Source organism: Streptococcus sanguinis, assembly GCA_013378335.1.
GTDB lineage: Bacteria > Bacillota > Bacilli > Lactobacillales > Streptococcaceae > Streptococcus > Streptococcus sanguinis_I.
In genome coordinates this window covers 61,314-83,441 of record CP040556.1, presented here as the reverse complement: position 1 = coordinate 83,441, position 22,128 = coordinate 61,314, and the positions used below count along the sequence as shown (strand labels likewise).

Below are 22,128 nucleotides of genomic sequence, written 5' to 3'. Positions count from 1 at the left end.
ATTTTACCGATTCACTGCCTAAGAACCTATATGAAGCAGAAGCAGTAAATAGAACAAACTAAATCCTATGTTTAGGCCAGCTCCGTTAAGGTAGGGGCGCCCGATTCTCAGCTTTTCTACTAGTAAGATAGTCAACAGACTGAGAGGTAAAGGCGTCAGCAGCCCCAGATAAGCAGGTAATATTGTCTGACCGGTAACTATTAGCAGTGAGTAAACGAGCCAGCCTAGACCGGTCAGAGCGATAGCTGTCCTCCAGGTCAGATCCAGAAAAAGTACTGCTTCATTGATAAGCCCGCTATCTTCGTCTGAGCAGACCTGTCCTTTGCTTCGTTTATAAGCCTTTTTGCTGATGATTCCAACGTAGTAAAAGGCCACGTGTGCCACCGGCGACAGGGCAAATCCAATTCCTAACAAGGCTATTGACAGATAGGCCCACAAGCCCTTATTTGTCAAACCAAAGAGAGCATAAAGCGAGACTAACATAAGAGGGATTGAGAAGTTAGCCACCAGAGCGCCCAGACGCAGCCGACCGACAGAGCCAGAAAGCATCAGCATAGCCAGATTCTTATTGCCAATCCGACTCTGCTCCGTAAAAGAGGCATAGCTTTCCTTGTCTACCTCAAAGCCAACCAACAGAATATCCCCAATAACCAGCAAAGACCACTCAACAGCCCAGCCCATAAAGATAAAAAAATCACATTGGTCTCCTTTTTTCCATTGTCCCCTTATCTTAGCACAAAAGCTCACTCAATCACAAGTAGTCAGAAGGTTTACGTCTTTGTACCCCAGCAAGGTCCTTTCGTCAAGAGGCCTAGCACCCCCGTCGCTCCACTCCTCAGCATCAATGTCTCTAAACTCGGCTTCGACCAGAGGTCTTGCCTGGCTAAGAGACCTAGAAAAATCCCCCACCAAAGGGCAGGGGATGACCAACAAACTGTCTTATTTTTTATTGAGGAAGCTGCTCGTTTATTTGCGGCGTCCTGGGCGTTCCTTGTAGCCATAGTAAGCGTCTTCGATAATTTCCTGCATGTGGTCAACCATTGGAAGGCGTGGATTGGCTGGAGAACATTGGTCTTCATAGGCAAGGAAGGCCAATTCGCGTGAATGTTCTTTCCATTCTTTTTCATCGATTCCTTGTGCTTTGAAGTTCATTTGGATACCTACGCGCTCACCAAGTTCGTAAACAGCTTTTGCGTAAGATTCAACCCCTTCTTCCGGAGTAGACGCTGGGAGTCCAAGCATGCGTGCGATATCTTGGTATTTCTCATCCGCACGGTAGTAGTTGTACTTAGGCCATGTCGCTGTCTTAGCTGGACGTGTACCGTTGTAGCGGATTACGTATGGTAGCAAGATCGCATTGGTACGACCGTGGATCGTATGGAACTGAGCACCAATCTTATGGGCCATAGAGTGGGAAATTCCCAGGAAGGCATTGGCGAAGGCCATACCAGCAATAGTCGAAGCGTTATGCATCTTTTCGCGAGAGTGGAAATCAGCATTCTTAACAGAGCTTTCCAGGTTTTCAAAGACAAGTTTGATTGCTTGAAGAGCAAGACCATCAGTGTAGTCGCTGGCCATTTGAGATACGTACGCTTCAGTTGCGTGAGTCAATACGTCCATACCAGTATCAGCAGCGACAAATCCTGGAACTGTTAATACCAAAGCTGGGTCTACGATGGCTACAGTAGGAGTCAATGAGTAGTCAGCGATTGGGTATTTACGGTTGTTCGCCTTATCAGAGATAACGGCAAACGGTGTTACTTCTGAACCTGTACCAGACGTTGTAGGGATTGCGATAAACTTAGTCTTCTTACCAAGCAATGGGAATTTGAAGGCTCGTTTACGGATATCCATGAATTTTTGAACAAGGTCACGGAAATCCACTTCTGGTTGCTCATAGAAGAGCCACATTACTTTAGCTGCGTCCATTGGCGAACCACCACCAAGTGCAATAATTGTATCAGGTTTGAAGGTACGCATAATCTCTGTACCGCGTTCAACGGTTGTGATATCTGGATCTGGCTCTACGTCTGCAAAGATTTGGTAAACAACCTTATTACGACGAAGATCGAGTTGTTCGATGATACGATCTAGGAAACCAAGCTCTACCATAGCATGGTCTGTTACGATCATGACACGTTCCACATCGCGACATTTTTGCAGGTATTGGATAGAGTCACGCTCGAAGTAAGTTTTTGAAGGGAGTTTCATCCATTGCATATTATTTCTACGTCTTCCTACTTTTTTGATGTTCAAGAGATTCACAGCACTAACGTTATCACCAACTGAGTTGCGACCATAAGATCCACAGCCCAGAGTCAGTGATGGCAGGAAGGCATTATAAACATCCCCGATACCGCCGAAAGTAGAAGGTGAGTTGCAAATAACACGGATGGCACGAACAGCCTTACCAAATTCCTTGGTCAATTCTTCATCCGCTGTATGGATAGCGGCTGAGTGACCAAGACCATGGAATTCTACCATTTGACGGGCTTTTTCAACACCGTCTTCACGAGATTCAGATTTGAGCACAGCAATGACAGGTGACAGTTTTTCACGTGTCAATGGCTCTTTTTCACCAACTTCTTTACACTCTGCAGCCAAGATATTCGTATCTTCTGGCACGCTGAAGCCTGCTTGCTCTGCAATCCAAGTAGCTGGCTTACCAACGATATCCGGATTGAGCTTAGCACCAGCACAGTTCTTGCTGTTTGCCTTAGCACCGAAGCAGAATTCTTCCAAGAGAGCTTTTTCTTTCTTATTTACAAAGTAAGTATGATAAGATTTGAATTCTTCTACAAATTCATCATAAACTTCCTTGTCAATGATAACGGCTTGCTCAGAGGCACAGACCATACCATTGTCAAAGGACTTGGACATAACGATATCATGCGCTGCTTGACGGATATTAGCGGATTTTTCCACATAAGCTGGTACGTTTCCGGCACCAACTCCCAGAGCTGGCTTACCACATGAGTAAGCTGCCTTCACCATTGCATTACCACCTGTCGCAAGGATAGTCGCAATCCCTTCGTGGTTCATGAGTGCAGAAGTTGCTTCCATAGATGGTTGTGTAATCCATTGCACACAGTTTTCAGGCGCACCTGCTGCAATCGCTGCATCACGCACGATTTGTGCCGCATGAGCAGAGGATTCTTGAGCAGATGGGTGGAAAGCAAAGATGATCGGATTACGAGTCTTCAAGGAAATCAAAGATTTGAAAATCGCTGTTGAAGTCGGGTTGGTAGTCGGTGTGATACCGCAGACAACACCCACTGGCTCTGCAATCAAGGTCAATCCAGTCACATCATCTTCATCAATAACGCCAACTGTCTTCGTATGACGCATGTTATTCACAACGTGCTCACAGGCGAAAAGGTTTTTCGTTGCCTTATCTTCAAAAACTCCGCGGCCTGTTTCTTCATAAGCGTGCAGGGCCAACTCACCGTGAGCATCCAAAGCTGCTACAGAGGCCTTGGCTACGATGTAGTCCACCTGTTCCTGATTCAGCTTTCTCATTTCCTCTAGTGCAGCCAGACCTTTTTGCACCAATTCATCGACATGCTTTTGCGCTGCCAAAGCCTTGTCTTCTTGTTCTACCGTTTTCTTCTTTTCAGCCATTCTATTCCTCCAATGGTTTTGCCTTAGGTTAGACGAAGAACTCTAACCTTTGTTAAATATTTCACAATTTAATTATAACCTATTTAATGATTTTTGTAAACACTTTCACTTGACATTCACAAACTTTTTCCTGTTATTTTGTGAATGTTATACAATAAGCGCTGATTTGCCAGATTATTTTTGTCTATTTTGTGAAAAACTTTTTTTATTTTTTAGAGATTTCACATACTTTTGTTTTCACATAATATACGAAAGCGCTTTCCTTTGATTGAGCGAAAAAGCTCGGATGGACCGAGCTGATCTTTACTTTATAAACATCTAAAAGATGAGCCTTCATTTCTATTTTTAATGATAATCTCAATCGTCGTCATAAACACGTTCACCGTGTATTTTGATGTATTCTTCGCGTTTTCTATCCAATTCTTCCCAGATAGGATCGTCAATAGCATTAATCGTTTGAATTTCCTCCAAGCTCAGCTCATTTGCTTCTTCAAACGTTAGAGATAGAATAGCCTCATGTTTTCTTTTAAACTCCTCTATTGTCAACCAGCTAGCCTTATCATCCTCGCTAATTTGCCCGTCAATAACCTTTGCAATCTCAAGCGCCATAATGTACATGGCTCGTTTATCAACTGTCAAAACTTCTAGATGGGTGGTTAAAATACGGAGATAGTCTCCCTTTTCGTTATAATCCGTAGCAAATGCATCTTCAAAATTGATTTCAATACATTCCTCAATATGTGAAAAGAGACTTCGTACCCCTTCCTTTAGGGGGACACTAGACCATCTCTTATCCGCAGCGCTTTTCCTCAATGATAAATTTGAGAAAAAATCTTCTTGTAATGCATCATTATTCCCAGCATTTGAGTACGATACTGGCTTTTCTTCTGGAAACCACATTTTACCAGCAAGCTCTAGATAACCATAAGGTATCTTTTTTGTATAATCGCCTTTAATATATAATCTCACTCATCTTCCTCATCGTCATAAACACGTTCGCCGTGGATAAACAATTAATTTTTTTACAAATAGAAATATTTAGTATAGTTTAAAACTATCTTTTAGATCTGAGTATTCTTTATCTGTTAAATCCAACAATAAAATACTCACCAGTCTTCCATCTTGAGAAAAACTTAATTTTACTCGACCATTCGTTAGATAAGATGTTTCTTCCACATCAATTAACTGAATCTTCAAAATTTCTCTTGATAAAAATACATCAAAAGACTGATTTATATCATGCAGGCCATTTGTGAATGAAATATCACTTTGGAAAACAGGACAACCTTGTTTATCAGCTATTTCCTTTACTACTATTTGATTAACTAAACTTGCACATGAAATTTGGACTAAAATAATATTCATTAATTGGTGAGACTCTATATCAATGCCTATTTCGAGTAAACTATTTTCCTTTACTAAACGAAAATAATTCTTTTCTGCATACGAAGGAATTCCTGAAACCTCAATCGTAAGAGGAGTATAGTAATCCACCTCAACGTTATAAGTGGCATTAATTGATTGACTTAATTTCAACATATTTGATTCTTTCTGTTTTGCTAATCATTATTTCACTAGAGTCTAGATACATCGTGATCTCTACTTCTTTTCTGATGGGAATCTGTTCATCATCCAAATATTTTTTACGATATAAATGTCAATTCTTGAATTCATCGTCACCATTAAATTATTTTGTTACCGTTCCAGCAAATAATCAGCAATTGTTTTCGTTGAATCTGATATGACTTCATTAACTGTTTTTCTTGTTCCAAAGTCGTTATGCCAATAATGAATATCTGATAAACCACCGCGTGGTGGAAAAAGTTCTTGATAAAGAGTAAATTTTTCCCTTGTACTTAGCTCGTCATTGGTATTCAAAAAATTTTTTAAATCCCAATTTGTAAAATTAAGCTAGACAGAAAAAGCCATCTATGTTAGGCTCAGATAAACACCACATTTGTCTGAAAGGAACTAACATAAATGACCTATACACATCTTACCACAAACGAGCTTGTAATGATAGAGGCTTACTACAAAGAAGGTATAAAAGTTACAGATATTCTAAAAGCTCTTGGAAGATCAAAACAGACCATCTACAATGTCATCAACTATCTGAAAGAGGAGCACTCTGCTTATGATTACTATAACCGATATAAAATCAATAAGAAACGCTGTGGCAGGAATAAAACAAGGCTTACACAAGCAGAAAAAGATTTTATCCAAACTCATTTAAATCTAAGCTGGAGCCTTGATGTCATTAAGGGAGCTTATCCAGATAGGATTTCTTGTTCTATGAGAACTCTCTATCGACTAGCAGACCGTGGTATTCTAAAGAAAGAGGATCTCCCTTGGAAAGGCAAAAGAAAACCAAATGGTCATAGCGAAAAACGAGGAAAACAAGCGTTTCGCAGAGATTTACGTGAGAGAGCAGCCATTTATCCTAATTTTAAGACAGAATTTGGTCATCTAGAAGGGGATACCATTGTTGGCGAGAAACACAAAAGTGCGGTTATTACTTTGGTAGAACGCCTCTCAAAAGCCATCATCACACTGAAAACTAATGGACGGAAAGCAAGTGATATTGAGGTTTCCATCAATCAATGGTTGTCTCAAGTCCCCAGCCATCTCTTTAAGTCGATAACTTTTGATTGTGGGAAAGAATTTTCTAATTGGAAGTCTATTTCGAATGCGCATGACATTGATATTTTCTTTGCGGATCCAGGCTGTCCTGGTCAAAGAGGCCTCAATGAACATTCTAATGGCTTATTAAGACGAAATGGATTACCGAAACAAATGGATTTTACTGCTATTTCTCAAAATTATTTATCAGCTATCGCTGATAAAAGAAATAGAATTCCTAGGAAATCTTTAAATTATCAAACACCATACCAAGTTTTTCTGAGTTACTTGAAAAGTCTAACTTAATTTGACAATTTAGGAATACTTTAAATCCTCTACTTGCGGATGAATGTTTTTAATCTTATATCGGTCAATTATTGATAACAAATTATCAATTGCTTTTAAAACTGTTTCTAACATACTAATATTTTCCTGTTCTAGAGATATATTCAAAAAGCTTTTGCTCAAAGTTAGGACCTTGTTGCTCAACAAATCTACAAGACGAAAAGGGCAAGGAAAGCATCCTACCCTAAAATTCTTTATACTAGATTAATCTTCTAAAATCACAGGAAAAATATCTTCCCCTCTGTGCATTTTTTCTTCCATTTCTTTCCACTCAATAACTAATTTATATAGTTCATTAGTTGAAATAAAGCAAGGTTCCCCAAGACTTTCATCATCCATTTGATAGTATACTTCTGTTTCTTCTTTGCCTATATCGATATTCAGCATATTACCGCCAAAGTCTGACTCTTCTTTTTGACCAGTAACAACCGCCTCTAATTCTTTTTGAATATGGGGGTAAAAATTATGGACTTCTGTATCAAAAAATTCACATAAGGTTTGATAATAGGGATCAAAAAAACTTATCATTAAGCTAATACTATTATTTTGATATTTGAATATATCGTATTCTCTTTTTACCATTTTTCTCCTCTTTCTCATTTTATAATTCAATGTTTTAACTATTCTTTGCTAGGAAAAGCTGAAATAATCTTTTCATCAGAGTCCAAATACATCGTAATCTTCATTCCGTTTTTGCTAAATCCTTCGTAAGTATTCCTTGTTTTTACTTTAAATTGCCTTATTTCATATGCCTCATTAATGGCATCCACAACCTCCTGTGGGCTCATATTATCTGGGAAAAAGGTTGAATAACCTCCATTTGCTTTTTTAGGAATCCCATCAACTTCTACCTTTGCTTCATAAACCCCAGTATCATTTAAAACGCCTTTAGTACCTTCTATGACATTTCCAGAAGTCCCTTCTACCATATCATAATGATAGCCACCTGCTTGTCCTCTCCTATTTAAATCACCTTCAAAAATGTGAATCTTAGACTTCTCTGTAAAGTTCTCTGTATGTTTAAGATTCGCCAAATCATCCATAGTGTAGGTTTTAACCTCAACCACCGGCTGACTCCCCACACTTGGAATTTTCCCTTTGATCCAATCTTTTCCTTTGCCGATGGCTTCGGGGATTGTTGTATAGGGTTTATTGTAATACTGGTTATACCCCACATAAGCAGAATACAAGGCAGTTCCCCAGCTAAGTGTTTCAGTGATTGGATGGATGTGATTATACCATTCAGCTGTTTGGATTTCTTCGGCTGTCGCAGGCTCAAGTGTAATTGGATTGATCCCTTCTTCAAGGATGTAATGATTGAACTTCGCCGTGTAATTAGGATCACGCCAGCTAAGTAATTTCTGACTGTCCATTAAAAAATAACGGTCTGTCACATAGCGATGATTGGCCCATTCAGTCTCTGACATGCCTAAACTGCCAAATGGTTTCACATGAGCCTGGGAAATGGCGTTTTTGAGCTCAGGAAATTCTTTTTCTATCTCCTCTTGGCTCATACCATCTATTTTTTTCTTAAAAGCTGGATCAACCTTAGCTATTTTTTTGATACAGAGATTTCTTTTGAATAATTACACGACCTGATCAATCCCAAGCCGTGTAATAGTTTTATGGATCTATATTGGTTTCTTCATAAAATATTTAATTCTAATCAGTCATGACATTTCATAAACTCTTTATTTCAAGTTCAACTTGTTCATCTATAGCATCTAACAAAGCTCTTTTTATCACAGAAATTAGATTCTTTCCACTGCTTGTCACAAAATAATCTGATAGCGCTTTGATATCTGGACTGATATTGTCACCCCAAGGAGGCATTTTACTTCTATCTTCCTTATCCCAAACAACTTGATCAGGATTAATTCTTTCTAATTCCTTTTGGATGGTTTCCAATTCACGTAAAGCCTCCTCCAACTGTTGTGGATCTAGCTTTCCACTATATAACTCATTCATCAAAACAGGAAATCTACTTCCCCAAACATTATTTTCTAAACGAACACAAATTGTTGAAAAAAACGAGTGGAGAAAATCTCCTGTTCCAATAGAATACCAATATAAATCTACTTTTAAACCGACTGTCATAAGTTCCTCACTCTCTCTTGAATAGAATTTCAGCATTATAGCCTGATTTTTCTATAATTTTATTTTTAATATCTCGGAGTATTTCTAAATTATACTCTTGACCTCTTACATCAATAACAACTGTTTGTTCGGTACCTTCTGGTAAATTTGTGAGTCTTTTTTTAATCTGACTACTCACGTTATTTATTAAACTGTTTCTACCTGAAGAAGTTTCTATATCATAATTTTTAACTTCTACGCTATGACCGTTTTTATAAAATTCCGGTCTAACACTTCCTTTAGTACCATAAGGAACTTCTTCTCCATTAATAAATGATTTTTGAGCGTCATATCCCTCGTAATCTTTTCCGACATCCAATTCAGATTGTCTCCAAGTAGGTCTGCTAATTGGCTCTTTTGCAATGTTGTTATTAATACCTCCTTCTGGATTAACGTCCGAGACCACCGGCTGACTCCCCATACTTGGAATTTTCCCTTTAATCCAACCTTTCCCTTTGCCAAAAGCTTCGGGGATTGTTGTATATGGTTTATTGTAGTACTGGTTATACCCCACATAAGCAGAATACAAGGCAGTTCCCCAGCTAAGTGTTTCAGTGATAGGATGGATGCGATTATACCATTCAGCTGTTTGGATTTCTTCGGCTGTCGCAGGCTCAAGTGTAATTGGATTAATCCCTTCTTCAAGGATGTAATGATTGAACTTCGCCGTGTAATTAGGATCACGCCAGCTAAGTAATTTCTGACTGTCCATTAGGAAGTAACGATCAATTGCATAGTTGCGATTAGCCCTCTCAGTCTCTGACATGAATATACCGCTATATGTATTTATATGTGCCTGAGAAATTGCATTTTTGAGCTCAGGAAATTCTTTTTCTATCTCCTCTTGGCTCATACCATCTATTTTTTTCTTAAAAGCTGGATCAACCTTAGCTAATTCTGTGGGACTCAAGCCTAGATGATCACTTTTTACTTGGTCATATCTCGCCATAATCAATTTAAGAGCATCCTGACTCATAGTTGCAATAGATACATCAGTATATCCCGTGTTTAAAAAATGTTCATAGGCCTGAATCTTGTCACCATACTTTTCCTCAAGCTCAGCTCGGGTCATATTAAAAATATCCAGTAGATTCTCCCCTTTATCTGTCTTAAGATTTTTATTAAAGTTAGCAATAATCTTCTTCCATTCAGAACGTGGTTTGCCCTGCAGCTTCTCTGCGAGCTTACTTCGGTAATAGATTTCAGCAGCACCAGATAACTTCATATCTTTGACAGCCTTGTCTATAGCCTGTTCTTGTGGTGTTCGATAATCACTCTTTGAAACAGTCTGAATCTTCTGAGCCTTCATCTTAGCAGACCAACTCATATCTATGCCATCAGTAGAGTAATTACCCTCACTGTCTACCAATACCTGACTAAGCTGCGTCGCTCCTTGAATAGCTAAGTTCAAAACCTGCAGACTATCTGTGAAATACTGGGACACCTGAGCCACAAACCATTCCAGTTTGTCAATTTTTTCCTGAATTTCCTGAATACCGATATTTAGCTGGTTTTCCACCTCAGTCAGAGCAATCGTCTTGGACAAATTGTCAGCTAATTTCCCTGTAAATCCATCGCTAATCCGGCGAGACAGAGACTGATACTCCGCCAACTGAGCTTGGGTTTTCTCCAACATCTCCTGTTTTATTTTCAGCTGTTCTTTCAATAACTCCAAATCTAACTCGCCGTATTTGGCCACCTCGGTATCGGCACTTTTATAAGAGGCAAGCTCCCCCTGAATATCATCAATAGCCTCTTGCAGCTTCTTGATGGAGGGGATGATCACTTCGGTAAATAAGCCTTTCCCCGCTGTGTAAGCCGCTCCCAGCAACTCACCCGACTCCAAAGAGGCAATCAGATGGTCGCAGCCACTAGATAGACGATCGGTCACTTGATTGGCTACTTGCAGGTTGCTAGTCATCGCTTGGATAAGCTGGGCTGAATCCGCTGCACTATATTTTACTCCCATGGCAGACTATTCCTTTCTTTGGTCAGTTCTTCTCGCTCTTTTTCCATAGTCTTTCTTGCTTGATGACTAATCTTTCCCAGTTCATCCATCTGAACATCCACATAGTTCTTAACCTGTCGGTTAAGATACTGAGTTTCTGCTAAATCTCGACTGAGGGCAGCAGTATTTTGCGGATGCTCATAAAGTAGATGTTCCATTCGGGTCGCCAAATACTGGAAATCCGTCGCAAAATTCGCCAGAGAAATCTCGTATTGACGTTTCATTGTCATAAATTCGTCTTCTTTTTGGTCAACTTTGAGAATTTTTTCGTAAAGTGCCTGGCGTTCTTTTTCGCTTTTATCTGCCTTCATCTCAACTCTCCCAGCGCTTGGCTTCCTCTATATCGCGTTTCTCAATTTTTGCAGCAATTTCTGGAAATTTATTGGCCTGAGTAAGAACAGCTGAGCTGAAGTCACTGACAGCCTGCAGCATTTGATTGCAGGCCTGACGGCCAGCTTCCATCCCAGCAATCCCTGTTGTATAGGAAAATTCGACTTGTTGATTTTGTGCATTGCTAGTATCAACTCCAACTAGCTCGCTGATAGCAGAGCCAGCTGAAATAGCGCTCGATTTAATTTGTCCCATTATTTCTTCTCCTTTTGGAATTTATGGTTTCACATTACCTGAATTTGCTTCTTCTATGGCTTGCTTAATGGTATTGGCATAGAGAGTTGCCCCCTCAATGATGGACTCTGGGGTCGATCCAAAGTGGACATAGTCTGTCCCTTCCCAAATCTGCGGATTGTCAATAGCAGTTTGATGCCAGTCAGCCACAAAGACATAGTCGTACTTCTTGGCTAATTCCAGCATATGCTCCCTCTGCTGAGCCAAGACACCACCCTCTGAGCGACCGTCATAAGGAGTCACGAGAATCAGTTGATGCCCCTTAGGCAGGCTGGAAACATACTCGTCTAAAAGCTCATTCGAGTAACCGGACGAATTGGTTCCAAGAGCCAGAACAACCTGCTTCTTCAGCACCCTATTAGCAATAGCTGTCTTATAGACCTCCAAGCCTGTACTCAGACTGCGGCTAACGACAGCGTCTAGCTCGATTCCTGGCAAAATCTGCTGCAATTGATCGCTAGAGCGCAGGGCAACCGAGTCGCCAATCAAGGTAATTCCGTCCGCCACATTGTACTCAGTCGCCTTGGACTGATCAACCTGACTTCGAGTTGTCTGCATCTTAGTGTCTGCTTGATTCAGAGCGTTGACAATCAAACTTTCCTCAAAAGCTCCTACCTTTGGTGCTGTCACCGAGATAAAGAACATGATTAAAGTCAGTGGAATCATACTGTAAAAAATTGGTCTAGTAAGAGACGATAGGTCCATCTTGGTTCCCATGATAACTGGCTGACGACCAGCAAGAGTTGGCTCCAAGATATAGAAAGACAAGGCTGCAAAAGTAAGAGACAGCAGCGTGGCCAAAAGAACAGCCAAACCATTACTCATCAGCTGGGTAAAGATAATATAGAAAGGCCAGTGGAAGAGATAAACTCCATAGCTGGTATCTGCGATAAAGTTGATAACACTAGGCTCCTTCACATCAGGGAGCTTGTCATGCAGCATCCTAGCTGCCAAAATCATCAGACAGGCCAAAATAGTCGAAATCAAGAATCCTATCAGGTAGGTCCAAAGATTGTCAAACTTGAGCAGGAAGCTGAGCAAAAGCAAAATAGCTGCGCTGCCCCCCATAATTCCTAGTACTTGCTTGAGAGCCAGCTTTTCCTCCAGCATCTTAAAGCGACTGCTGACATGGCCGACACCAGACAAGGTTGCTAGGATGCTTCCTGCAAAGAAAGGAAAGACGTGGGTCAAACTTGAAAAATAAATGTCAGAGTAATTCTTAGTGGTCAAAGCGCCAACAAACATTGATACAAAGCTGACCAAAAAGAGACCTACAGAAACCAGCGCAATCATACCGCGATAGCGGGCCGTTGACTTAGCAACCTTGCCCAAGCCCCAAGCAGCCAAGCCCCAAAGAACATAATAGTGCACTTCTAAAGCCAGACTCCAAGTATGGATCAAGATGTGCGGTACAAACTGACTCTCATAATTGCCGCCAGATAGCATTTCGTAAAAGTTGGTCACAAAGCCCAAGGCAGCCGCAATCTGCGTCCCAATCCCAGCCACAAAATCCTTACGAATCAAGAGGGTAAAGGGCATAACGACCAAAATCATAAAGACCAGAGGCGGTACAATCCGATAAAAACGCCGTTTGAAAAAGCCTTGGATATCGATTTCTTTCTTCTTGGCAAACTCGTCAATAAGCAGAGAAGTAATCAAGAAGCCAGAAAAGGTAAAGAAGATATCCACGCCAATAAAACCCCCAGGGAAAACGCCCTGGAAGTAATGGTAAAGCAGAACTAGAAGCAGCCCCGTGATTCTGACGAGCGAAAACCATTTAATGCGCATTTTGATAAATTCCTTGTTTAAACGTTCCTTCATAAACGACATTGCCTTCTGTCGTTAGCTTCCCTTGTCCATCAGCCTGACCCTTGCTGAAGTCCCCTTCATATTTCCAGCCAGCCTGCGAGGTAAAGGTCCCTTTGCCGTCAAAGATGCCATTGCGAAATTGACCGCTATAACTGTCCCCATTTTGAAAAGTCATAGTCCCCTGACCGTTCATCTTCCCGCGAACCAAGGTCCCGTCATACTTGATCTTGCCCTGATCCAGCGTTAAAACGCCCTTACCAGGAATCCCCGAAGTAAAGACCAGAATAGCTGACAGTACAATGACCGTTACAGCCAAGAGTTCTAAATTCTGCCGGGTCAGATAGACCTTGTATTTATCGTAAAATTCTTTTACTTTATCCATATTCCTATCCATCCAAACGCTCTAGCCACTTCTTGCAGCCAGCCAAGACCAAATCATAGGTTTGGTCAAAATCTCCTGTGTACCAAGGATCTGGCACACTTTCTTCTTCAAACTGATAAATTTTATGCTGAAAATCCTCAGGCGCCATCCGCTTCAAATCTCGGACATTGCTTTCATCCATACCGATGATGTAGTCAAAATCCGCAAAATCCGCTGCCGAAATCTGCTGAGAAGTCTTGTTCCTATCATAAGAAATGGCATATTTCTTAAAAATAGCCTGTGTTCCCCGATGAATGGGATTGCCGTGCTCCCAGCTTGAGGTTGCCCGGCTCTCGATTTTCAGTTGGTCTGTTAAACTCTTCATGACAAATTCTGCCATCGGACTGCGGCAGATATTGCCCAAACATACAAATACAATTTTCTTCATACAATACCTCACTATCTATTATAACAAAATAATGGCAAAAACTAGCCCTGAATCGTTTACAGTTTCCTGATTCTCGTTGAAAACTGACAAGCCCTGCCCCTCTCATGTCTATAAATAGCAAAAAAACCACCTATTTGGTGGCTTTTTGTAGGGAGATTATTTTTTAAAAAGAAAAAAGTTTTAGGAGTTAAGTTAATTTCTTAACTTAGTTATAGTATAATATCCATTCCTTAAAACTTCCTTAAAATAACTTAAAAATTTTACTCTTAGCTTATACCTATTTATCAGGATAGTGGTATTCCAGCTGCGGCCAGCGTTTCTGCCAATTCTTCTTAGCCAAACGTTCAGCATAGACAAGCTGGCGCTCCTTATTTTCAAGAAAATGAGGAGTCGGTCTGACCTGAAAGTTTAAGATATCCTCCAAACCATAGGGAGCAAAAAGTTCCAGTTTGTCATTTTCCAGTAAGCGCAGGCCGATAGCCGTGCAGCGCTCAGGATACTTACTCATGGCTTCGCAAGCATTTTTATAAGGCGCCGTTCCAGGACTATAGCGGTGCATATAGGCTTGATTTCTCAGCTCCCATCGATACTGTGGCCAGTCTGCCTTGAGCTTGGCTTCCAGCTCTACCGTCTCCGTCTCAGCATAACTCGGATCAAAAAAAATGACATCTACATCCGTGTCAGAATCAAAACCTGATCGCTCTGACAGCATATTCCAGATAAAATTCCTCACACATCCAGCCGCTAACCAAGAATCCTTGAGCTCCAGACTGCGAATAATTTCCAAAATCGCTCGGATGTCTGGAGCTTGACCTAGTCGGTCTAAAATCTCCTTTTCTGTCATCATTCCTTCATATACTCATATCCTAGATGCTCATAGGCTTTACGGGTAGCCACGCGCCCAGTCCGAGTTCGCATGACAAACCCTTTCTGAATCAGGTAAGGCTCATACATGTCCTCCACTGTTTCACGCTCCTCAGCAATATTGACCGAGAGGGTTCCCAGCCCCACCGGACCGCCACCGTAGACCTCAATCATGGTCTTCAAAATCTTCTGGTCCACATAGTCCAGCCCTTCCTGATCCACATCCAGCATGGAGAGAGCCTGGTCGGTTATTTTATCATCAATCAGGCCATTGCCCATAATCTGCGCATAGTCCCGGACCCGCTTGAGCAAACGGTTGGCAATCCGCGGTGTACCTCGGCTACGCAGAGCCAGCTCCTTCGCAGCCTCGTGAGTAATATCCATCTCAAAAATCTCTGCCGTCCGCTCAACGATTTCCGCCAGGTCGTCCGCTTCATAATACTCCATGTGACCAGTAATCCCAAAGCGAGCCCGCAGAGGATTGGACAGCATACCTGCCCGAGTGGTCGCCCCAATCAGAGTGAAAGGTGGCAAATCCAGATGGACACTGCGACTGGCCTCGCCTGAGCCAATCATAATGTCAATGTAAAAGTCTTCCATAGCGCTGTACAGCACTTCCTCTACTGCCATTGGCAAGCGGTGAATCTCATCTATAAAGAGGACATCACCCGGTTCAAGGTCATTTAAGATTGCAACCAAATCACCAGATTTCTCAATCACCGGACCTGAAGTCTGCTTGAGATTAACGCCTAGTTCATTGGCAATGACAAAGGCCATGGTCGTCTTCCCCAGACCTGGAGGACCAAAAAGCAGAGTGTGATCCAGCGCCTCATCCCTTAGCTTAGCAGCTTCAATAAAAATCTTCAGCTGATCCTTGACCTTATCCTGACCAATATACTCCTGTAAATACTGGGGGCGCAAGGTGCGCTCTACCAGTTCCTCATCACCCATTAACTCATTATCTAAAATTCTACTCATAGAACTATTATAGCAGAAAATAAAGCAGAGGAAGCAAATCTAATCCACGTCTGAACACAAAAAAAGACCACCGGATTGGGTGGCCTTTATGGGAGATTATTATGAAAAAGTTTAGGATTTCTATCAAATAAAGTTAGGAGGTCTTCATTTGATATTCATAGTATACTGCCCCTAACTTAAAGAAACCTTAACTTTGTATAACGTATCCTTTAAAATTTAACATTTGAGTTACAATCCGATAAACTTCCTGTCTTATTCTAAAATTTGAGCAAAAAAAGACCACCGAATTGGGTGGCCTTTATGGGAGATTATTATGAAAAAGTTTAGGATTATCAAACAAAGTTAGGGGGCTTCATTTGATAAAAATAAGTATAGCAGCCTTAGCTTAAGAAAAACTTAAAGTAAAATTCAGTTAGCAAAAAAGATTTTGTTTTTGATTGTGGAGGCGTTTTCCTTGCTCAAGATTAGCTACTGAAAACATAGTCGCTGAAATCTGTACAAAGAAAAACGACAGAAGGAGGTACTGCCGTTTTCTGTGCTCTTTCGCGATTGTTTCTTTATAAAGTTGCTTTTACATCAGCGTAGTACACTGTCCTGCTAGTGAAAATCTGACCGGCCTTGAGAATGACATCTGACTGCTGGCTACTGTGAATGGCATCCGGCAGGGCCTGAGCTTCCAGAGCCAAGCCATTATGCTGAATCATAGGCTGGCCATCAAATTGAACCGAATCATCTACGCAATTCGCTGAATAAATCACTAGGCAGGGCGCCTGAGTCTGAATGGTCAGGCGGCGGCCAGATACTGGATGATAGAGCGTCCCTGCCTGGTCTCGGCTTGGGCTTAGCACAAAAGGATGATCCAAACCAGATACCAGCCGAATTTGCTCATCGGTCGCATCGAAAATTTCCTTAAGGGCAGCGCCCTTGGTCAGCTTCTTGACAAAGTCACGCTCTGCATCAGCCTTTTTTTCGGGAAGACCGTCAGCTGCGATAGGATAGACACCATCAGTATTGAGCTGAAGGATATGGTCATCAATGGGCTGATTGAAACGACCAGACAGGTTGAAATAGCTGTGGTTAGTAGGATTGACCAAGGTATCCTGATCTGTCTGGACCTGATAGGATATTTCTAGCTCGCCCTTCTCTGTCAGGGTATAGGAAACCCAGATTTTCAGATTACCAGGAAAGCCGCCAGTTCTGTCAGTCCGCTCTGTATAAAAGGTGAGCCCGTCATTGCTGACTTCCTCTACTTCAAAAACCGCACTATCCCAGCCGCTTGATCCACTATGATTGCAGTTTAGGCCATTATTGGCCTCTAGCTGAAAGGTCTGACCATTCAGCTCAAAAGCCGCTCTAGCAATACGCCCAGCCACCGGACCAATACTGGCTCCATGCTTAGGGCTGTTTCCAATATAATCCTCAAACCGATCAAACCCGACGACGATATTGTCAAAGTGATTATCCTTATCAGGAGTAACATACTGGACGACAGTTGCTCCGTAGTTCATGACTGTCAGACGATAGCCTTGATCGTTTTCAAAGGTATAAGCCAGAATCTCCTGACTTCCCAGCCTGCCAAAAATGGATTCTTGGTAAGATTTCATACAAAACCTCTTTTATCTATCCTGTTAAAAATCACGAACTTGCCAAGACCTGTCTTCAAAAGGCAGGTCAAGCTTGTCCAGCCAAGACACTGCTGTTTGGCGCAAGACTTGATTAAGATCCTCGATATTCTGACGGCCTGTCTCGTCCAGCCACGCTCGAGCTACTGCAGCTCCCTCTTGGGCAAAGACAGAAACTGCATCCTTCCAGGTAGCCCGTCCGCACAGAACACCGTTAAACCGTGAGCCCGCTTCATGGGCTAGCCGCAGCGTTTCTTGGAAAAGCTCGGCACTGACACCAGCGCTGAGGAAGATGAAGGGTAAGTGCGTCGCATCTGACTGTTCTTTAAAGAAAGCTCGGGCTTCTGTCACGCTGTAGACTGGCTCAACTCCTTCTTTGGTGAAGCCCTCGACAAAGTTCATATTGACCGGCACTTCAACTTTTAAGACATCTACATGGTAACGGGGATCTGAAAAGAGCTTGACTGCCTCGTTGACCTTATGCGGCTTAAGCTTGGCATAGTTATCGTCCAAGACACTGTCACTCTTAGCATCATAGGTCAGAATCTCCAGAAAATAGGGAATGTCCTCAGCTAAGCATTCACTGCCCACGCGCTCAACCCAGGCCTGCTTGATGTCGTTGATTTCTGGCTTGTCGTCCACATCATAGTAAATCAAGACCTTGACGGCATCTGCGCCCATGTCTCGGATACGGCTAGCTGACCAGTTTGGCAGCAAGTCCGGCAGGCGGCCCTCGGCAGTCGCATCATAGCCAGTCTTTTCATAGGCTACTATCAGCCCGCAGGAAGCATCCCGCAGCTCGGCTGCCGGCAGACCGAACTCCGGATCCAACAGGATGGAGCTGGCATAGGGCGTCAGCTGACTAGAGATTAATTCTTTAAACTGAACCAGAGCTTGATCACCAGATGGCACATCTTCTCCGCTGGCCAGCATTTTCTTGAGTGATCCACGCTGGTCAATAGCCAAAGCCCCGATAATCCCCTGCTCGTCTGATAGTTTTTTCAAATGATTCACTTTTTTGTGGCTGATTTGTAATTTCTGCATAACTTTTCCTTTTCTTACTGCCCAAGAGGGTGAATAATAACTCCCTGTACTACGCGATTGACTGTTCCTGTCGGAGACGGTGTGTCAGGACGGTTCTTGACCTTGAGCGAGGACAAGAGGGCAAATAGCTGAGCGTAAACGATGTAAGGGAAGATGCGATAGCTATCTCCCAGAGGCTCTTGGGTACTTAGCACTACTTGCTCGACTCCTTCCAACTGCTCCTCCCGGTCAGTCAGCAAGACCAGTCTGAGGACAATCCCGTCACCAGCCACTTCCCGCACCAAGTCTAAATCGTAAGACTTGGTATAAGCATCTGTCGAGCCAAAGACCAGAACAATTGTGTCTTCGTTGATTAGGGACTTTGGTCCATGTCGGAAGCCGACTGGGCTTTCGTACATAGTCGCAATCTGACCGGCTGTCAGCTCTAAAATCTTAAGCTGGGCTTCATGCGCCAGACCAAAGAAAGGCCCTGCCCCCAGATAAATGACCCGACTGAAATCCAAATCAACCAGCTGCTGCACATCTGCAACGCGTTCTAAAACATCCTGACTGAGCTGAAGCAGAGCCGCAACCTTGGCTTCTTTCTGAGTTAGATCAGCCCGGTCAAAGACCAAAAGGGCTGTCAGCATCATGGAGCTGAAGCTAGAGGTCATGGCAAAGCCAGCATCATTAGAAGCTTCCGGCTGCAGGAGCAAAAGATTCTTTTCATCACCTTGGGCCTGCTGGGCCAGCTTGCCTTGGGCAGCACAAGTAATGGTAATCTGGTACAAGTCATCCACCAGCTGCTTAGCCAAGTCCACAGTCGCTACACTTTCTGGTGAATTGCCGCTGCGGGCAAAGGAAACCAGCACTGTCGGTACTTCTCTCTTCAGATGTACCAAGGGGTTGGCCACGATATCTGTCGTCGCAATAGCGTTAAAATTCCATTTGCGCTCATCATAAATCTGCCTGAAATAAGGCGTCAAAGTATCTCCGACATAGGCTGATGAGCCGGCTCCGGCAAAAATGACCTTGATGTAGTCATGTTTGTCCTCGATTTTTTTCAGAAAAGCAGCGATGTCTGCGGCCTGAGCCTTGTAACTGTCAAAGGCTTCCTGCCAAACCTCAGGCTGCTGATAGATTTCTCTCGTTGTGATGTCAGCCCCCAGACGCTGCAATTCTTCCTGTGAATAATCTAACATTCTCTTTCTCATTCCTTTCCATCATTTGAAAAAAGGGGGAGCGAGACAGAACCCAGAAAATCAAAGATTTTCGGCTCGCTGTCCCACCCCCGCAACGATGGCTAGACTTGAAATATACTTTTAACAAGCTTTTTCAAACCAGACAGCGACTGCATTTAGCAATGCTGAACCATCCATTTCCCTAGCCCAAGAGGCATCTCCCAAATTCCTCTTAGACCAATATGCTTGAATCATCCACTGTGGCTTGGCCTTACCTATCAGCAGTCTCCCATCTGCTGACAGCGCAAGGACTTCACCCAACTAGAAGTGATTGTTCAAGCTTTTATTCATCTTCATCATCCATTAGGCCAGCTAGAACATCATTGACCTTAACAATATTCTCTGCTGCCTTGGATGGATAGCTGACTTCTGCTCCTGTCAAAGATGCATTGATAAACTCAATGACCATGGGCAGATTGACCCCCGCATAAAGCTCGATATCCTGTCCTTCCATAATGAAGCGGCTGACTACATTACAAGGAGTGCCCCCCAAGAGATCCGCAAAAACCAAGTAATCCTCAAAATCTTTGACCGTTTCTAAGAATTTAGCTGCGAAGTCTTCTGGACCTTCCTCCGGAAGCAGGGCTACTGCATGGATGTCTTCCTGAGGCCCCATAATCATTTCCGTAGTTGTTTTCAGTTCTTCACAAAAGCGACCATGGCTGACTAAAACTAATTTCTTACCCATAAATCACTCCATTACTCTGGTACTTGTCCCAGCAGGAAGTAGCCGATAGCAGAGAAGCTCACTGCCATGATAATGATAATGAAGATAGCCTTAGTAGAGTTCATTCCTTTCTTGCCCAAGAGCCAGAAGATAAAGCCTGTAAAGACTGCTGGAATCAAACGTGGGAAGATAAGGTTGAGCATATCTTGGAAATCAATAGCTTTTTCACCAATCTTCAACACCCATGATACTTCAAAGTTGATCATAGTAGCAATCAAACCACCCACCATGAAGATCCCCAGTACAGAAGCCGCTTCAACAAGAGCTGTCAAAGTACTTTGCATGTTGGTAATGAGATTGACCCCTTCTTTGTAGGCAAATTCTAACTGTTTCCAACGGAAAATGTCATAAGCAACTGCTACAGCAATCCAAAGGAAAATTCCCCAAGGCTGGCCTGCAATAGCCATGGTAGCAGCGATAGATCCCATGATAGCTGGCACAAGAGAGCCAAAGATAGAGTCTCCAAGAGGAGCAAATGGTCCCATAAGACCTGTCTTGATACCATTGACCGCATCTTTTGATTTAACCCCGTCTTTTTCTTCCATAGCTAGGTCAAAACCTGCAATAATAGTATGGAAGAAAGGTGAAGTATTGAAGAATTGCGTATGCAATTTCATCATTTCTTGCAATTCTGGAGTGCCATCACCATACATTTTACGCAGCTGAGGCAAGAGCATGTAGAGATAACCTGAACCTTGCATCCGCTCGTAGTTCCAGCCTAATTGGAAAGTGAACAAGCTGCGTTTATTGATTTGTTTAAAATCTTCTTTTGTTAATTTATAATTAGAGTTCGTCATCTTCAATTTCCTCACTTTCTGATTTTGTGCTAGCAGCTGGAGCAGCAACTACTGTTCTTTGGCTGTATTTGAAATGCTGTACTGCAAGGAAGATACCAAAGATAGCTACACCAATCATAGACAAGCCTTTGAAGTTGTTGGCAAATGTGATCGCAGCATCTTTTGGAAGAGTTCCAACAATACTAGATACAGCCCCACCCAAAGTTTGAATGTTTGAGTAAAGCACAGTCAGCATAGCAGTCAAGCCAAAACCAAGAGCTAGGTAGTGAAGATTGCGTTTAACTGGAAGGTAACGAAGCAAGATAGCAAACCCGAGCCCTGGAAGCATACGACCAGCCAGTGTCAAACCTGCAGCCAGCCATTTCACACCAGCAACACCATCTACTATCGCTTGAACAAATGTTCCACCAAATGCCAGAGCCAGAAAGACTGGAAGGGCACGAGACAGGGCCCAAGGAATAGCACCTAAGAGATAGTTGCGTTCAATACCTTTATAGTCGAAACGCTCAACTGCTGCATCCACACGGTGTGCGAAATAAGTCGTTGTCATACGGCCTAAGATATCAAAGTAAGTCAACAAAGTTGCTACCGGTACTGCGATTGTCGCAATAGCCAACTCTGGCTTAATGCCTTGTGCTACGGAGAAAGCTGTCGCAAGAACGGCACCTGATGTCGCATCAATACGAGAAGCTCCACCAAATGTTCCGACACCAAGAACGAACAATTGCAGGCTACCACCGATAAACAAACCGGTCGTCAAATCGCCCATAATCAAGCCAGTAATGAAACCAGCAAATACAGGGGATCCTGCTGACGAAACGATGGTCAACTCATCACAGATTTGATAAGCTGAGTACAAAGTGAGTAGTAAAATTTGCCACCATTGTATCATAACAATGTCCTCC

General features: G+C 42.6%; 22 protein-coding genes and 5 pseudogenes. 1 reads left to right on the top strand and 26 read right to left on the bottom strand.

Going from position 1 to position 22,128, the window contains the following annotated elements; all coding sequences use genetic code 11:
• Positions 1-18: 18 nt before the first annotated feature.
• From FFV08_00510 to FFV08_00485, 6 genes and pseudogenes are all read right to left on the bottom strand, one after another.
• Positions 19-698 (bottom strand): annotated as a pseudogene (locus tag FFV08_00510) (beta-carotene 15,15'-monooxygenase).
• A 49-nt stretch (positions 699-747) separates the two neighbouring features.
• Positions 748-933 (bottom strand): hypothetical protein, encoded by a 186-nt coding sequence (locus FFV08_00505; protein ID QLB51292.1) that lies wholly within the window; start codon positions 931-933, stop codon positions 748-750.
• A gap of 33 nt (positions 934-966) precedes the next feature.
• Positions 967-3,621, bottom strand: a complete 2,655-nt coding sequence (adhE, locus tag FFV08_00500; GenBank protein ID QLB51291.1) for a bifunctional acetaldehyde-CoA/alcohol dehydrogenase — start codon at positions 3,619-3,621, stop codon at positions 967-969.
• Between the two features lie 357 nt (positions 3,622-3,978).
• Entirely contained in the window at positions 3,979-4,590 is a 612-nt protein-coding gene (locus FFV08_00495) for a hypothetical protein (protein QLB51290.1), read from the bottom strand.
• Between the two features lie 69 nt (positions 4,591-4,659).
• Positions 4,660-5,160 carry a hypothetical protein gene (locus FFV08_00490; protein ID QLB51289.1) on the bottom strand — a complete coding sequence of 167 codons (501 nt, stop codon included), beginning with the start codon at positions 5,158-5,160 and terminating at the stop codon, positions 4,660-4,662.
• Positions 5,161-5,316: 156 nt separating this feature from the next.
• Positions 5,317-5,499: pseudogene (locus tag FFV08_00485) on the bottom strand (ABC transporter).
• Between the two features lie 102 nt (positions 5,500-5,601).
• Here FFV08_00485 and FFV08_00480 point away from each other — a divergent pair.
• The gene (locus tag FFV08_00480; GenBank protein ID QLB51288.1) at positions 5,602-6,546 is read left to right on the top strand and encodes an IS30 family transposase; all 945 of its coding nucleotides are present in this window, start codon (positions 5,602-5,604) and stop codon (positions 6,544-6,546) included.
• Positions 6,547-6,561: 15 nt separating this feature from the next.
• On the opposite strand, the pseudogene FFV08_00475 reads toward FFV08_00480, so the two are convergent.
• The 20 genes and pseudogenes from FFV08_00475 to FFV08_00380 all read right to left on the bottom strand — a co-directional run bounded on the left by FFV08_00475 (position 6,562) and on the right by FFV08_00380 (position 22,115).
• A pseudogene (locus tag FFV08_00475) lies at positions 6,562-6,660 on the bottom strand (ABC transporter).
• Positions 6,661-6,789: 129 nt separating this feature from the next.
• Positions 6,790-7,167 (bottom strand): hypothetical protein, encoded by a 378-nt coding sequence (locus FFV08_00470; GenBank protein ID QLB51287.1) that lies wholly within the window; start codon positions 7,165-7,167, stop codon positions 6,790-6,792.
• Between the two features lie 38 nt (positions 7,168-7,205).
• Positions 7,206-7,958, bottom strand: coding sequence for a hypothetical protein (locus tag FFV08_00465; protein ID QLB53249.1), 753 nt, complete (start codon positions 7,956-7,958; stop codon positions 7,206-7,208).
• A 307-nt stretch (positions 7,959-8,265) separates the two neighbouring features.
• Positions 8,266-8,682, bottom strand: coding sequence for a hypothetical protein (locus FFV08_00460; protein ID QLB51286.1), 417 nt, complete (start codon positions 8,680-8,682; stop codon positions 8,266-8,268).
• Positions 8,683-9,121: 439 nt separating this feature from the next.
• Positions 9,122-9,574: pseudogene (locus FFV08_00455) on the bottom strand (hypothetical protein).
• Positions 9,575-9,793: 219 nt separating this feature from the next.
• Positions 9,794-10,690: pseudogene (locus FFV08_00450) on the bottom strand (hypothetical protein).
• Positions 10,681-11,040: a cingulin gene (locus tag FFV08_00445; GenBank protein QLB51285.1), complete on the bottom strand. Its 360-nt coding sequence runs from the start codon at positions 11,038-11,040 to the stop codon at positions 10,681-10,683. The pseudogene FFV08_00450 and the gene FFV08_00445 overlap by 10 nt, the downstream one beginning before the upstream one ends.
• A 1-nt stretch (position 11,041) precedes the next feature.
• Positions 11,042-11,317, bottom strand: a complete 276-nt coding sequence (locus FFV08_00440) for a TIGR04197 family type VII secretion effector (protein QLB51284.1) — start codon at positions 11,315-11,317, stop codon at positions 11,042-11,044.
• 18 nt (positions 11,318-11,335) lie between these two features.
• Positions 11,336-13,141, bottom strand: a complete 1,806-nt coding sequence (locus FFV08_00435) for an acyltransferase (protein QLB53248.1) — start codon at positions 13,139-13,141, stop codon at positions 11,336-11,338.
• The gene (locus tag FFV08_00430; protein ID QLB51283.1) at positions 13,131-13,544 is read right to left on the bottom strand and encodes a hypothetical protein; all 414 of its coding nucleotides are present in this window, start codon (positions 13,542-13,544) and stop codon (positions 13,131-13,133) included. Before FFV08_00430 ends, FFV08_00435 begins: the two co-directional genes overlap by 11 nt.
• A gap of 4 nt (positions 13,545-13,548) precedes the next feature.
• A complete protein-coding gene (locus FFV08_00425) occupies positions 13,549-13,971 on the bottom strand; it encodes a low molecular weight phosphotyrosine protein phosphatase (protein QLB51282.1) in 423 nt (140 codons plus the stop codon).
• Between the two features lie 277 nt (positions 13,972-14,248).
• Positions 14,249-14,818: a nucleotidyltransferase family protein gene (locus FFV08_00420; GenBank protein ID QLB51281.1), complete on the bottom strand. Its 570-nt coding sequence runs from the start codon at positions 14,816-14,818 to the stop codon at positions 14,249-14,251.
• Positions 14,815-15,813, bottom strand: a complete 999-nt coding sequence (gene ruvB, locus FFV08_00415) for a Holliday junction branch migration DNA helicase RuvB (protein QLB51280.1) — start codon at positions 15,811-15,813, stop codon at positions 14,815-14,817. The genes FFV08_00420 and ruvB overlap by 4 nt, the downstream gene beginning before the upstream one ends.
• Before the next feature lie 557 nt (positions 15,814-16,370).
• Entirely contained in the window at positions 16,371-17,417 is a 1,047-nt protein-coding gene (locus FFV08_00410; GenBank protein ID QLB51279.1) for a galactose mutarotase, read from the bottom strand.
• Positions 17,418-17,441: 24 nt separating this feature from the next.
• Positions 17,442-18,479 carry a tagatose-bisphosphate aldolase gene (lacD, locus tag FFV08_00405; protein QLB51278.1) on the bottom strand — a complete coding sequence of 346 codons (1,038 nt, stop codon included), beginning with the start codon at positions 18,477-18,479 and terminating at the stop codon, positions 17,442-17,444.
• 14 nt (positions 18,480-18,493) lie between these two features.
• Positions 18,494-19,672 carry an SIS domain-containing protein gene (locus tag FFV08_00400; GenBank protein ID QLB51277.1) on the bottom strand — a complete coding sequence of 393 codons (1,179 nt, stop codon included), beginning with the start codon at positions 19,670-19,672 and terminating at the stop codon, positions 18,494-18,496.
• Positions 19,673-19,780: 108 nt separating this feature from the next.
• Positions 19,781-19,960, bottom strand: coding sequence for a violacein biosynthesis protein VioB (locus FFV08_00395; protein QLB51276.1), 180 nt, complete (start codon positions 19,958-19,960; stop codon positions 19,781-19,783).
• Between the two features lie 22 nt (positions 19,961-19,982).
• Positions 19,983-20,387, bottom strand: a complete 405-nt coding sequence (locus FFV08_00390; GenBank protein ID QLB51275.1) for a PTS sugar transporter subunit IIA — start codon at positions 20,385-20,387, stop codon at positions 19,983-19,985.
• Positions 20,388-20,398: 11 nt separating this feature from the next.
• Positions 20,399-21,223, bottom strand: a complete 825-nt coding sequence (locus FFV08_00385) for a PTS system mannose/fructose/sorbose family transporter subunit IID (protein QLB51274.1) — start codon at positions 21,221-21,223, stop codon at positions 20,399-20,401.
• A complete protein-coding gene (locus tag FFV08_00380) occupies positions 21,210-22,115 on the bottom strand; it encodes a PTS mannose/fructose/sorbose/N-acetylgalactosamine transporter subunit IIC (protein QLB51273.1) in 906 nt (301 codons plus the stop codon). The genes FFV08_00385 and FFV08_00380 overlap by 14 nt, the downstream gene beginning before the upstream one ends.
• Between the last annotated feature and the right edge of the window lie 13 nt (positions 22,116-22,128).

What these genes read in the sequence shown, in the direction of transcription:
- adhE (QLB51291.1), bottom strand. Translation starts at nt 3,621, where the DNA reads ATGGCTGAAAAGAAGAAAACGGTAGAACAAGAAGACAAGGCTTTGGCA.
- FFV08_00490 (QLB51289.1), bottom strand. Translation starts at nt 5,160, where the DNA reads ATGTTGAAATTAAGTCAATCAATTAATGCCACTTATAACGTTGAGGTG.
- FFV08_00480 (QLB51288.1), top strand. Translation starts at nt 5,602, where the DNA reads ATGACCTATACACATCTTACCACAAACGAGCTTGTAATGATAGAGGCT.
- FFV08_00470 (QLB51287.1), bottom strand. Translation starts at nt 7,167, where the DNA reads ATGGTAAAAAGAGAATACGATATATTCAAATATCAAAATAATAGTATT.
- FFV08_00465 (QLB53249.1), bottom strand. Translation starts at nt 7,958, where the DNA reads ATGGACAGTCAGAAATTACTTAGCTGGCGTGATCCTAATTACACGGCG.
- FFV08_00460 (QLB51286.1), bottom strand. Translation starts at nt 8,682, where the DNA reads ATGACAGTCGGTTTAAAAGTAGATTTATATTGGTATTCTATTGGAACA.
- FFV08_00445 (QLB51285.1), bottom strand. Translation starts at nt 11,040, where the DNA reads ATGAAGGCAGATAAAAGCGAAAAAGAACGCCAGGCACTTTACGAAAAA.
- FFV08_00435 (QLB53248.1), bottom strand. Translation starts at nt 13,141, where the DNA reads ATGCGCATTAAATGGTTTTCGCTCGTCAGAATCACGGGGCTGCTTCTA.
- FFV08_00430 (QLB51283.1), bottom strand. Translation starts at nt 13,544, where the DNA reads ATGGATAAAGTAAAAGAATTTTACGATAAATACAAGGTCTATCTGACC.
- FFV08_00425 (QLB51282.1), bottom strand. Translation starts at nt 13,971, where the DNA reads ATGAAGAAAATTGTATTTGTATGTTTGGGCAATATCTGCCGCAGTCCG.
- FFV08_00420 (QLB51281.1), bottom strand. Translation starts at nt 14,818, where the DNA reads ATGATGACAGAAAAGGAGATTTTAGACCGACTAGGTCAAGCTCCAGAC.
- ruvB (QLB51280.1), bottom strand. Translation starts at nt 15,813, where the DNA reads ATGAGTAGAATTTTAGATAATGAGTTAATGGGTGATGAGGAACTGGTA.
- FFV08_00410 (QLB51279.1), bottom strand. Translation starts at nt 17,417, where the DNA reads ATGAAATCTTACCAAGAATCCATTTTTGGCAGGCTGGGAAGTCAGGAG.
- lacD (QLB51278.1), bottom strand. Translation starts at nt 18,479, where the DNA reads ATGCAGAAATTACAAATCAGCCACAAAAAAGTGAATCATTTGAAAAAA.
- FFV08_00400 (QLB51277.1), bottom strand. Translation starts at nt 19,672, where the DNA reads ATGAGAAAGAGAATGTTAGATTATTCACAGGAAGAATTGCAGCGTCTG.
- FFV08_00390 (QLB51275.1), bottom strand. Translation starts at nt 20,387, where the DNA reads ATGGGTAAGAAATTAGTTTTAGTCAGCCATGGTCGCTTTTGTGAAGAA.
- FFV08_00385 (QLB51274.1), bottom strand. Translation starts at nt 21,223, where the DNA reads ATGACGAACTCTAATTATAAATTAACAAAAGAAGATTTTAAACAAATC.
- FFV08_00380 (QLB51273.1), bottom strand. Translation starts at nt 22,115, where the DNA reads ATGATACAATGGTGGCAAATTTTACTACTCACTTTGTACTCAGCTTAT.